The following is a 12493-nucleotide window of genomic DNA, read 5'->3' as shown; positions in this document are numbered from 1 at the left end:
TACCTGCTCACCACTTCCCCTGACCGCTCGCCGTTGGGCTGGCGTTGTCTTTTCAGGACGTCAGCCTCATGCTGACCTGATCCATCGCCGCCGTGTTGCTGGCAATTATCACAATGACTTTTATTTCCCGTATAAACATACTTTACCCGGGTCCCCTGAGGGGACAATAATTGTTTAACAGACTCCGGAGATGCAAAACCAGACTCTGTATTTATCAGACAGGCTGATGCTGACGTGACACTGACGCCAGAAAATGGTTTCTATACTTTTTTACGCAAGGGTTTGTACAAAATTAATGAATACATCTCGTCAGGGAGTTTATCTGGTTCTGCTGGCTGCGACGCTGTGGGGAAGTTCCGGGGTCAGTGCCCAGTACCTTTTCCGGTCTTATCCTCTGACTCCCGGCGCGGTCACCATGATCCGGCTACTGTTTTCCGGTCTGATCCTGACACTGCTGGGCCGGTTACAGGGCGGTCAGCCGGGGAAAATGTTTCGTGAACGGGCGACAGTGAGCAGGCTGATTATTTTCAGTCTGTTCGGGACGCTGATGATACAGCTCTCCTTCCTGGTCACTATAGAGAAGACCAATGCCGCGACCGCTACCGTCTTACAGTTTCTGGCCCCTGTCGTACTGGTGCTTTACACCGTTGTTGTTCGCCGGAAATTACCGGGAGCAATGATTTGTATTGCAGTCATGACCTCATTGGCAGGCACCCTGTTAATGGCAACCAAGGGGCATCTGACATCATTACAGCTTTCTGTTTCGGGCCTGATGTGGGGATTGATTTCCGCCTGCGCGGCGGCGTTTAACGCCGGCTATTCTTCGGGCTTAATACGCCGTTTCGGTACATTGTCTGTCACTGGCGTCAGTATGCTGATAGCTGGTGCGGTTCTGGTACCCTTTTATCTGCCGGGCCTGGATTTGCATATGCTGGGCCTTTCCGGCGGCCTGGCGCTGGGTTATCTGATTCTGATCGGTACCGCACTGACTTTCAGTCTGTTCCTGAAAGGGGCTTATCTGACCGGAAGCCAGAATGCCAGTATTCTGAGTTGTGCGGAGCCGCTGAGCAGCGCTTTCCTGTCGGTGATACTGCTGGGCGTTCCTTTTGGCTTCCCCGAATGGACCGGCTCTTTATTAATACTTTTTTCCGTGGTGCTTATCACTCTGGCCCCGGATCGCAACCGCTCAGCCCGGCAGTTAACCGAACTGTAAGCACCGCAGATAGCGGGGATTTCACCGGCGGCAGGAACATGCGTAACACTCTTCCGGTGAGTTTACGGGATATCTGTCCCCCGGGCGGCTTATGCCGTGACCGGGCCTTGTGTCGTGGCCTGTCTTCACCCGAAAACAGCCCTCCCCTGCAGGATCCCCCTGCCACCGAAGTCAGACCTCGGCAGGAAGATAAGCAACACGGTGAGTGCGGAGATAAAATGCGTCTGCACACAGGGTAAAAGTCCGTCTGAAGGGTATCACTGAGGATTTTAATGCGGGCTGTCACCTGATACCCGGGGTGAGTGATTCAATGAATACTTACGAAATACATCCGCTGATCCGGCCGGTAATAACTCAGGACGGCTGGCAGAGCGGGTATCGGTGATTCAGTGAGTATTCAGGGATTACAACCACTGCCCGAACAGACGACTGACACCGACGGGCAGAGCCGGGGTGGATAATAAACGGAATAACAAAGGATATGAGTCCGCTCATCCTGCCGGTAATAAGAGCTGACGGGCTGTCTGGTGGTGCACGGGATCAATGAGTCAGTAAAGACCGGAGGAGTGGACGCCGGTAATAATACGGGGATGGCCTGCCAGGGTCTCCCGGCAAGGCCATAGCAACGGGGCTCAATGCCAGACAGCGGTCTGCCTGGCCGGTATTCAGACTTCGATATCCGCTTTATCACCCCGTTCCTGCAACCAGTTACGACGGTCTTCAGAACGTTTCTTCGCCAGCAGCATATCCATAATCTTCAGGGTTTCCTCCCTGTCATTGTCATCGACAGAGAGCTGAACCAGCCGGCGGGTATTAGGGTCCAGTGTGGTTTCACGCAATTGCATCGGGTTCATTTCACCTAACCCTTTGAAGCGCTGAACATTCACTTTGCCTTTCTTGCGTTTCAGCTGTTCCAGCACACCGGCTTTCTCGTCTTCGTCCAGGGCATAGTAAACTTCTTTCCCCAAATCAATACGATACAATGGCGGCATCGCAACATAGACATGGCCGCCACGGACCAGTGCCGGAAAGTGACGGACAAACAATGCACACAACAAGGTAGCAATATGCAGTCCGTCGGAGTCCGCATCCGCCAGGATACAGATTTTGCCGTAACGCAGCAGGCTGAGGTCTTCACTATCCGGATCCATCCCAATCGCCACAGAAATATCATGAACTTCCTGTGAAGCAAGGACCTCATCGGAAGAGACTTCCCAGGTATTCAGGATCTTCCCTTTCAGCGGCATAATCGCCTGATACTCACGATCCCGGGCCTGTTTAGCCGAACCGCCGGCGGAATCCCCTTCCACCAGAAACAGTTCGGTCTTATTCAGATCCTGGGCCGTGCAATCGGCAAGCTTGCCTGGCAGGGCCGGGCCGCTGGTGATCTTTTTGCGCACCACTTTTTTGGCGGCACGCATACGGCGCTGAGCACTACTGATGGCCATCTCTGCCAGTTGTTCCGCCTGCTGAACATTCTGGTTCAGCCACAGGCTAAAGGCATCTTTAACAATTGCCGAAACAAAGGCCGCAGACTGACGTGAAGAAAGGCGTTCTTTGGTCTGACCGGCAAACTGCGGATCCTGCATTTTGACCGATAACACATAAGCACAGCGATCCCAGATATCCTCGGCGGACAGTTTAACGCCACGCGGCAGGATATTGCGGTACTCACAGAAGTTGCGCATCGCATCCAGCAGTCCCTGACGCAGTCCGTTAACGTGCGTTCCGCCCTGCATTGTCGGGATCAGGTTAACGTAGCTCTCGGTCAGTAACTCTCCGCCTTCCGGTAGCCAGAGCAAGGCCCAGTCCACGGCTTCCGTATCGCCGGAAAATGTTCCGACAAACGGTTGTTCCGGTAAGGTGATCAGGCCATCTACCGCCTCTTTCAGATAGTCGGTCAGACCGTCTTCATAACGCCAGCGTTGTTCCGTATTAGCCGCTTTATCCCGGAAGATAATCTCCACCCCGGGGCACAGAACCGCTTTCGCTTTCAGCAGATGGGTCAGCCGGGTAACGGAAAAGCGCGGGCTGTCAAAAAATGAGGCGTCCGGCCAGAAGTGAACCCGTGTCCCGCTGTTACGGCGACCGACGGTGCCGACCACCTGTAAGTCTTCGACTTTTTCACCGTTTTCAAAGGCCATCGCGAAGACTTCACCGTTACGGCGAACAGAAACTTCAACACGGGTCGACAGTGCGTTCACCACCGAGATCCCGACCCCGTGTAATCCGCCGGAAAACTGGTAGTTTTTATTCGAGAACTTACCCCCGGCATGCAAACGACAGAAAATTAATTCAATCGCCGGCACCCCTTCTTCCGGGTGGATATCGACCGGCATCCCCCGGCCATCATCAATCACTTCCAGCGACTGATCCGCATGCAAAATCACTTCGACGCGTTTCGCATGCCCGGCCAGCGCTTCATCGATACTGTTATCAATGACTTCCTGTCCAAGATGGTTAGGACGCGCAGTATCCGTATACATGCCCGGTCGCCGACGGACAGGCTCAAGCCCGGTCAGTACCTCAATAGCATCCGCGTTATAACTTGATTGGGTCATTGTTCTCTTTTCGTTTTTTCTGAATTAGGTTGGTTCGCGCTGCAGTGTCAGTCGCAGGCTAATCCCAGGAAATCAATCAACTGTGGAAAATAGCGTTCAATACCGCGGAAGGCATGGTCTCCCCCTTCCTCGACGGTCTGGCGGCAGGCTGAGTAATACGTCAGCGCCTGCCGGTAGTCGAGGACTTCATCGCCGGTCTGTAATAACAGCCATAAAAGATCCGGTGCGACCAGAGGGTCGACCTGCATCGCCTTCAGGTCATGGATATGGCGAGACTCTAACACATATTCCCGGCCCGTGTACGGGTTCCGGTTATCGCCCAGATAGTGTTGCAGCAGTTCAAATGGCCGGGTGGCGGGGTTGATCACCACCGCCGGCAACATAAAACGCTGTGACAGCCAGGTGGCATAATACCCGCCAAGCGACGACCCCACAATGCCCGCAGGCTCTCCGGCAAATCCGGTGACCAGCTCATCCAGACTCCGGGCGGCGTTATCGGGATGATCCGGTAATTGTGGCGTGATCATGGTGATTTGCGGGTAATGTTGTTGCACCCATTGCTGCAGCAGGGTCGCTTTCACAGAACGGGGGGAACTGTTAAAACCATGCAGGTAAAGCAAAACAGACATGGACTAATATCCTTCAGATTCCAGATCGGGCAGGAAGTCGGTCGTTTTCAGCCGGTAAACAGCAGTCTCCATTTCACCGCCCGGTTTCAGGGTTAAGGTACGCCAGCCCGGGGCCAGAGCATCGATAGTAAAACCGCTGCAATGGGGCTTAAACTGGACACAGGTGGAAGGTGCAGAGAGCACCCGACGGCCCTTCCAGTCTTCATCCATTTCCTGATGGATATGCCCGCAAATCAGCGCCCTGACACGGGGATACCACTGCAGTACGGCATCCAGCTGATGGGAATTCCGCAGATTATGCTGGTCGAGCCAGCGGCATCCGGACGGCACAGGATGATGATGCAACAGAATAAGCGTATCACGTTCCGGCGAACGGGATAGTGTCATCTCCAGCCATTCCAGCTGAAAATCACTGAGCATGCCATGGGGCACGCCATAGACCTGGCTATCGAGCAGCAGCATCTGCCAGTGATCCCCCAGCAGAACATGCCTGGACTGACTGATGCCTGCACTGGCCAGCGTATCATACATGGCTGGCTGAAAATCGTGATTCCCCGGCAACCACACACAGGGGGCGGGCAGCCTGCAAATCCCTTCCGCAAAATTCCGATAGGCCTGAACCGAATGGTCCTGAGCCAGGTCACCGGTAGCAATAATTAAATCAAAATGATCCTGCCGCTCAATAATCGCCTCTAATACCGCCTGGAAACCTGCCCAGGTATTGACGCCCAGCAAAGATTCGTGCCGGCCCTGAAACAGATGGGTATCCGTCAGTTGCAGCACGCGTATCTGTGAGTTATCGGCGATCCGGGGTATTAACACACTATCCAAGAGATATCCTTAGTGAGCACGCTATTATCGGGGAAGGTGTCGGATTTAACACATCGCTTCGGCCATCGTCCCTTGCAGCAGGCAGTAACGCAGCCACTCGGCAAGGAACTGGTTGATCTGATGCTTTTCATCACGCTGATGTAATTTTTTATTCGGATAATCATAGCGCGCTTTAAAACGGTAGATCTGTTGCGTTGAACACACTTCCGCAACACGGGCGTCGTGATACAACCTGACAGACATCGCCGGCAGACTCCAGTAGCTGACGGCAGGGGCTGTCTGGCAAAGATTAATTCGGGTGGTGTAGCGCGTGGACTCTTCAACGGTCAGACGGTAACGGGCACCGTTAATCTGATACGTAATGCTCTCCCCTTCCCGCTCATCCCGGGGTAACAGTCGACGCAGTTGTGCATAGTTCGTCTCGTTGAGACGCATCATTTCAGGGAAATCGGGAGTGTAACGTTGAGTCATGTGGCCTTCCATTCTTCTTGTAGTCGTCTGTGATGCAGCTCCAGCCACTGTAGGGCAATCACTGTTGCTGCATTATCGATAATCCCCTTTTCTACCCATTGATAAGCCTGCTCCCTGCTCACCACCCGGACGAGAATATCCTCGTTCTCTTCTGCCAGCCCGTGAGATCCTTTCGCCGTCGAGGCATCGGCCTCACCTGCCAGTACAGTGATACGTTCACTGGTCCCGCCGGGGCTCGACAAATAATTTATCACAGGTTTCAGCCGGCCCAGCAGTAAACCGGCTTCTTCTTTTGCTTCACGCCGTGCCACCTGCTCATCCGATTCTCCCTCACCTATCATACCCGCCACTATCTCGAGGAGCCACGGGGTTTCACTGGTATCATAGGCCGGGATGCGGATCTGCTCTATCAGCACCACCTGGTCACGCCGGGGGTCATAAGGCAGAACGGCGACGGCGTGGCCCCGTTCCAGAACCTCACGTTCAATCACCGGACTCATCCCGCCGGAAAATAAACGATGGCGAAATCGATAGCTCGTTAAAGAAAAAAATCCTTTATACCGGCTTTCCCGTGTCATAATTTCTACATCGTGATGCCCGAAAGTGATGGGCGATTTTTTTATTTCCGTCATTGCGATACTCCTGATAACGTCTGATGACAACCCGGTATAACGTTATATACTGCAATTGTTACACCCCGTTGCAGGTATCTGTATGGCACTTATTTCGCGCTATCCAACCCGGATGGCACGTTAAGCCAACTTAACATGCCGTCTGACTCTGATAGAATCGCTGATTATTTTTTGGCACCCGACAGCACCATTTATGCAATTTCGCTGCAATACAAGGAATGCAAATGAAAAAATTGCTCCCCGTCATTATTGGCATGAGCCTTGCCGGCTTCACACAGCTTAGCCAGGCAGAAGATCTTCTCCAGGTTTACCAGCAGGCCCGTACCTCTAACCCTGACCTGCGCAGTGCTGCTGCCGATCGTGATGCCGCGTTCGAAAAAATTAATGAATCACGCAGTCCTCTGTTACCTCAGTTAGGTCTGGGCGGCGATTACACATTTAATAGTGGTTATCGTGACAACAGTGGTATCCGCTCTAATACCGGCAGCGCGTCATTGCAGCTGACACAGACTATTTTTGATATGTCTAAATGGCGTGCGCTGACGTTACAGGAAAAAACGGCCGGTATTCAGGATGTCACTTATCAGGTTGCCCAACAGGATCTTATCCTGAATACAGCGACAGCCTATTTTAATGTGCTGAGTGCTATCGATACGCTCTCTTATACCGAAGCGCAGAAACAATCCATTTATCGCGAACTGGACCAAACGACGCAGCGTTTTAATGTCGGCCTGGTGGCGATTACGGATGTACAGAATGCCCGCGCACAATATGACAGTGTATTAGCCAACGAAGTCACTGCCCGTAATAATCTGGATAATAAGGTGGAAGCCTTACGTCAGGTGACCGGTAATGATTATTACGCGCTGGCGTCTCTGAATATTTCCCGTTTCAGCACCGAGAAGCCGGAAGCCGTGGGAGCATTACTGAAAGAAGCCGATAATCATAACCTGACCTTATTATCCGCGCGTCTTTCACAGGATCTGGCCCGTGAACAGATTAAATATGCCGAAACCGGCCATATGCCGACCTTGGGGCTGACGGCATCGACCGGGATGTCTAACAGCAAGTACGATGGCTACCGCACACACACCACGTCATCCACCCAGGACTCCATCGCCGGCACCACTCAGGTCGGACTGAGCCTTTCCATTCCGCTGTACAGCGGCGGCGCGGTCTCCTCTGAAGTAAAACAGGCTGAATACAGCTTTGTCAGCGCCAGTGAAAAACTGGAAAGCGCACACCGCTCTGCGGTACAGACCGTGCGTTCCTCGTTTAATAACGTTAATGCCTCCATCAGTAGCATTAATGCGTATAAACAGGCCGTCGTCTCTGCGAAAAGTTCTCTGGATGCGATGGAAGCCGGTTACCAGGTGGGGACCCGTACCATCGTCGATGTACTGGATGCCACCACTACCCTGTACAACGCCAGACAGCAGCTGTCAGATGCACGCTATAGCTATCTGATTAACCAGCTGAATATCAAGTATGCGCTGGGTACCCTGAATGAACAGGACCTGGCCGCGCTGAATGCTCAGCTGGGTAAAGACGTTTCGACATCCCCGGATACTGTTGCGCCTGAAAATGCGCAACAGGATGCCGCGGCGGATGGCAATGGCTCTGCGCCAGGCAGTGCTGCCGTCACCCCGGCCGCAGCCCGTCAGAACGTCGCATCACCCCGTGGTGGCAATCCTTTCCGCCACTAACGTTGATTTGCCGGGGGGCAGCCCTGTTCCCCGGCGAAACGTATAACAACGTAAAGATCCCCGCACACTCCCTGCTTCTGCTTCATTTTCGACCAGCCATCCCCTATTCTTAGCCCTGATCTCTGGGTTCAGGAAAAATATAATGAAACGGACAAAAAACATACGTCATGCGGCCTTTCGTAAAGGCTGGCAACCCCGTCATCTGACACCGGTTGCGATGGCTATTTCTGCAGTATTTATGGTCACTGGCTGCGAGCAAAAAGACGAAAAAGTCTCAATGTATATGAATGCTGACCAGTGCAGTCAGGCAAATCCCGGTCAGAGCACACAATGTACCAGCGCTTATAACAGTGCCGCTAAAGAAGCCGCACGTACCGCCCCGAAATATGCCACCCGTGAAGATTGCGTCGCCGAATTTGGTGATAATCAGTGCCAGCAGGTGCCGGCAGCCGCCGGGACTGAAGCTCAGCACAGCAGCAGCCCCTGGATGCCGCTGATGGCCGGCTACATGATGGGACGGATGATGGGCGGAGGGATGGCTCAGCCGCTGTTCAGTCCGCGCAGTGCCACCAGCCCGGCCCGCGGACAATTTGTGGATGCTTCCGGCCGGAGCTACGGTCCGGCAGCGGGCGGACGCAGTGCGACCGTGCCGAAAAGCGCCATGACACCGAAACCGGCGACCACCACTACTATTACCCGGGGCGGTTTCGGCGAGTCCGTGGCCCGCCAGATGCCTATGCAACGTCACAGCGCTGCACCCGCTGCCCGCAGCGGCAGAACCTTCGGAGGCTGATGCCGGGTATGCAACGACAACGGATCACCGAACGTCCTGACTGGCGCAGAAAAGCCGAAGAATATGGCTTCAATTTCCATACGCTGTATGGCGAACCCTACTGGAGTGAAGAAGCCTGTTACCGTTTTACGCTGTCACAGATTGACTACCTGGAAGAAGTCACGGCAGAGCTGCACCAGATGTGTCTGCAGGCGGTCGACAGAGTCATACATAGCGAAACACTGCTGGATAAATTCTGCATACCGGCACATGTCCGCCCGTTTGTTGCCGATGCATGGAAAAGCCGGCAGCCATCGCTCTACTCCCGACTGGACCTGGCGTGGGGAGGCGAAGGTGATGCCAAACTGCTGGAAAATAATGCCGATACACCGACCTCGCTGTATGAAGCCGCTTTTTTCCAGTGGATCTGGCTGGAGGACCAGCTAGCGGCCGGGCAATTGCCCGCCGGCAGTGATCAGTTTAACAGCCTGCAGGAAAAACTGATTGAGCGTTTCCGTCAGTTACAACAGCATTCCGGCATACCCCTGCTGCACCTGAGCTGCTGTCGTGATACCGACGAAGACCGTGCAACAGTACAGTATTTGCAGGACTGCGCCAGTGCAGCAGGCGTTGATAATGATTTTCTGTACATTGATGATATCGGGCTGGGTGAAAAAGGTCAGTTTACCGATACCGGCGACAGAGTGATCAGTCATCTGTTCAAGCTCTATCCCTGGGAACATATGTTCAGGGAATCCTTCTCCATGAAACTGGCCGATGCCGGGGTTCGGTGGCTGGAACCGGCCTGGAAAAGTATTATCTCGAATAAAGCCATCCTGCCCTTGTTATGGGAGATGTTTCCCGGCCATCCGAACCTGTTACCGGCGTGGTTTGCTGAAGATAACCCGCCGCTGCCAGAGAAATATGTTATCAAACCCTTATTTTCGCGCGAGGGTGCTAACATCCGCATCATGGATAGTCAGGGCGAAATTGCCTGTGCCGGTGGCCCGTACGGCGAAGAAGGCTACATTATTCAGCAGTTTCACCCGCTCCCGGGGTTTGACGGCAATTACACCGTCATCGGTAGCTGGCTGATTGATGATGCGCCGGCGGGCATCGGGCTGAGGGAAGATAAGCAACTGATCACTCAGGATCTTTCCCGCTTTTACCCGCACTATTTCACCGGATAAGCTGATCGGAGAGAGGCAACCGGCGGGGATCCCGGCGATCCCCGCCATCGTAACGTTATTCCACCAGCACCGACAGCATACTCAGGGATCCCATCTCGATACCGTCGATCGGCACAGAGATCTTATCACCCGGCTGAAATGCGCCCAGAATATAAAGTAATGGCAGATAGTGTTCAGGAGTCGGGTTAGATAACGCCGCGCCTTCATGCTGCATAAAATTCACCAGCGGATGCTGAGACGGCTCGCCCTGCCAGTTCAGGTTCTCACGGACAAAATCATTAAAGGATTCTGCCCACGGGTACACTTCATCCCCGCCTCCCCAACGCGCTTTCTGCAGGTTATGAACCACGTTTCCGCTGGAGACAATCATCACTCCCTGCTCACGTAAAGCAGCCAGCTTTTGTCCAAGCGCAAAGTGATAACTGGCCGGCTGGGTTCCGTCGATGCTTAATTGCACGACCGGGAGGGAGGCATCCGGATACATCTTAATCAGAACGCCCCATGACCCATGATCCAGCCCCCACTGCTGATCGAGAGCGACCGGGACCGGCGACAATAGCTCTGCCACTGTCCGGGCCAGTGCCGGAGCCCCCGGAGCATTGTACTGCGTATCAAACAATGCCTGCGGAAAGCCGCCGAAATCATGTATGGTGCGAGGCTGCTCCATAGCGGTTACCGCCGTACCACGGGTATACCAGTGGGCAGAAACCGCCAGTATGGCGTCGGGCCGGGGTAAGCGTTCCCCCAGTTCGCGCCAGCATTCGGTATAACGATTTTCTTCCAGTACATTCATCGGGCTGCCATGACCGAGAAACACCGCCGGCATACGTGAAGCTGTCATATATTTATTCCGCAATTCAGTTGGGCTAATGCATTACACGATACGCTTTCCCTCACGGATTACACCCGGATATCGGTGATGATCATTTTCAATGAATTTGAACAAAGACAGGGCCGGCGGGGGCGGCAAGCCATAAAAAAAGCTGACGGGATGTCAGCTTTCAGGAGGAGCGGTGGCGGGATTAAACCGCCTGTCGGTTGTCGTGCACCTGACGCCAGGCAATCAGATCTTCGATAGTCACGACCGGCATATTATGTTGTTTTGCAAATTCAATGGCTTCCGGTGCCCGGGCCATCGTACCGTCATCGTTGGTCAGTTCACACAGCACACCCATCGGTTTAAACCCGGCAAGGCGAACCAGATCGATCGTTGCTTCCGTATGGCCGCCACGGGAAAGCACTCCCCCTTCACGGGCGCGCAGCGGGAATACATGGCCGGGACGGTTCAGATCGGAAGGCCGGGCATCGTCGGCCACTGCCGCGCGTACCGTCGTAATACGATCCTGTGCCGAAACGCCGGTGGTAACCCCCTGAGCCGCTTCGATAGTCACGGTGAACCCGGTCCCGTACGCGCTGGTATTATTGTCCACCATCATCGGTAGATCCAGGTGACGGCGGCGTTCTTCGGTCAGGCACAGGCAGACGATACCGCTACCGTGACGAATGGTCAGCGCCATCTGCGCAACGCTCATTGTTTCTGCGGCAAAGATCATGTCCGCTTCATTTTCCCGGTTTTCATCGTCCAGCACCATAACGCCGCGCTGTTCCCGGAGTGCAGCCAGTGCACGTTCTACACGTTGTTCAGACGTGCCAAATTCAGAAAGAAGAGTCTGATTCATGGTAAAAATCCTTTGATTATCAACGTTACCAGAATCAGGGCAGCTTAGGAGGAATGTCAGGAAGACATAAAAAATAACGGCATGGACCCACCCGGGGCCATTGGACTATCGTTACCCTCTCCCATCCGGACTTTAACCGTCGGCCCCGGAATTACACCGGATCTGCTGACCTTCAGCCAGAAGCTGAAGCGCTCGCGGGCTTTCAGTAGACACTGATTTACCGCCGGTGGGGAATTTCGCCCCGCCCTGAGAATAAGCCAATTCACTATATCCCCAATCCGGAAAAACGGCAATCAGGGGAAAGACAAAAGCTATTAACATTTATTGCTTTTAATTTATGGTTTCCCGTTTACCGTTGAAGCATTACACTTAATCTTATCCGGGACAGCCACCGGCCCGCTTTCGGGCGCACATTACAGGAAACAGCCATGATAGATACGAAGAAAATTGAACAACTTGCCCGCCAGGTACATGACGCGATGCCGCAGGGGATCCGTACGCTGGGCGATGATGTCGAAAAGAAAATTCGTCAGGTATTACAGGCGCAACTGGGCCGGATGGACTTAGTGAACCGTGAAGAGTTCGATATCCAGACTCAGGTGCTGATGCGTACCCGTGAAAAACTGACTGCGCTGGAGCAACGTCTGGCCGCGCTGGAAAGTCAGAATACACCCGACGTTCCTGTGGTCGTGGCCGACGCTGACGCACAAGACAACAAACCGTCTGCGGCAGAGTAAAAGACCACCTTCTTAGAAGGTGGCTTTTGAGAATGCCCCCTGTAAGGGGGGCTACTTTCACCTTCCGCTTAC

The 12493-nt window shown here is 53.8% G+C and carries 12 protein-coding genes and 1 riboswitch; of the genes, 5 read left to right on the top strand and 7 right to left on the bottom strand.

Going from position 1 to position 12493, the window contains the following annotated elements; translation table 11 throughout:
* Positions 1-295 precede the first annotated feature (295 nt).
* Positions 296-1213, top strand: coding sequence for a DMT family transporter (locus JK223_RS12110; protein ID WP_212714439.1), 918 nt, complete (start codon positions 296-298; stop codon positions 1211-1213).
* Between the two features lie 665 nt (positions 1214-1878).
* Here JK223_RS12110 and parE read toward each other — a convergent pair.
* From parE to nudF, 5 genes are read right to left on the bottom strand one after another with little or no spacing between them, the layout of a single operon-like run.
* On the bottom strand, positions 1879-3774 hold the full coding sequence (gene parE / locus JK223_RS12105; RefSeq protein ID WP_212714438.1) for a DNA topoisomerase IV subunit B: 1896 nt from the start codon (positions 3772-3774) through the stop codon (positions 1879-1881).
* Positions 3775-3821: 47 nt separating this feature from the next.
* Entirely contained in the window at positions 3822-4403 is a 582-nt protein-coding gene (gene yqiA, locus JK223_RS12100; protein WP_212714437.1) for an esterase YqiA, read from the bottom strand.
* Between the two features lie 3 nt (positions 4404-4406).
* On the bottom strand, positions 4407-5234 hold the full coding sequence (cpdA, locus tag JK223_RS12095; RefSeq protein WP_212714436.1) for a 3',5'-cyclic-AMP phosphodiesterase: 828 nt from the start codon (positions 5232-5234) through the stop codon (positions 4407-4409).
* Between the two features lie 45 nt (positions 5235-5279).
* A complete protein-coding gene (locus tag JK223_RS12090; RefSeq protein ID WP_212714435.1) occupies positions 5280-5705 on the bottom strand; it encodes a DUF1249 family protein in 426 nt (141 codons plus the stop codon).
* Positions 5702-6337, bottom strand: a complete 636-nt coding sequence (gene nudF / locus JK223_RS12085) for an ADP-ribose diphosphatase (RefSeq protein WP_212714434.1) — start codon at positions 6335-6337, stop codon at positions 5702-5704. Before nudF ends, JK223_RS12090 begins: the two co-directional genes overlap by 4 nt.
* A 224-nt stretch (positions 6338-6561) precedes the next feature.
* On the opposite strand from nudF, the gene tolC reads away from it, so the two are divergent.
* From tolC to JK223_RS12070, 3 genes are all read left to right on the top strand, one after another.
* Positions 6562-8043 carry an outer membrane channel protein TolC gene (tolC, locus tag JK223_RS12080; protein ID WP_212714433.1) on the top strand — a complete coding sequence of 494 codons (1482 nt, stop codon included), beginning with the start codon at positions 6562-6564 and terminating at the stop codon, positions 8041-8043.
* 142 nt (positions 8044-8185) lie between these two features.
* Positions 8186-8836, top strand: a complete 651-nt coding sequence (locus JK223_RS12075; protein WP_212714432.1) for a DUF1190 family protein — start codon at positions 8186-8188, stop codon at positions 8834-8836.
* An 8-nt stretch (positions 8837-8844) separates the two neighbouring features.
* On the top strand, positions 8845-10005 hold the full coding sequence (locus JK223_RS12070; RefSeq protein WP_212714431.1) for a glutathionylspermidine synthase family protein: 1161 nt from the start codon (positions 8845-8847) through the stop codon (positions 10003-10005).
* Between the two features lie 55 nt (positions 10006-10060).
* Here the strand turns inward: JK223_RS12070 and ygiD are convergent, their stop codons facing one another.
* Together ygiD and ribB are read right to left on the bottom strand one after the other, a co-directional pair.
* Entirely contained in the window at positions 10061-10846 is a 786-nt protein-coding gene (gene ygiD, locus JK223_RS12065; RefSeq protein ID WP_212714430.1) for a 4,5-DOPA dioxygenase extradiol, read from the bottom strand.
* Positions 10847-11027: 181 nt separating this feature from the next.
* The gene (ribB, locus tag JK223_RS12060; protein WP_212714429.1) at positions 11028-11684 is read right to left on the bottom strand and encodes a 3,4-dihydroxy-2-butanone-4-phosphate synthase; all 657 of its coding nucleotides are present in this window, start codon (positions 11682-11684) and stop codon (positions 11028-11030) included.
* A 109-nt stretch (positions 11685-11793) separates the two neighbouring features.
* A riboswitch (FMN riboswitch) is annotated at positions 11794-11942 on the bottom strand.
* Positions 11943-12112: 170 nt separating this feature from the next.
* On the opposite strand from ribB, the gene JK223_RS12055 reads away from it, so the two are divergent.
* Positions 12113-12421: an accessory factor UbiK family protein gene (locus tag JK223_RS12055; RefSeq protein ID WP_212714428.1), complete on the top strand. Its 309-nt coding sequence runs from the start codon at positions 12113-12115 to the stop codon at positions 12419-12421.
* The last annotated feature ends 72 nt before the right edge of the window (positions 12422-12493 follow it).

The organism is Tatumella sp. JGM118 (genome assembly GCF_018257515.1).
GTDB classification, from domain to species: domain Bacteria; phylum Pseudomonadota; class Gammaproteobacteria; order Enterobacterales; family Enterobacteriaceae; genus Tatumella; species Tatumella terrea.
Note: the sequence above shows the minus strand (reverse complement) of the source record. Positions and strands in the feature narration are given on the sequence as shown.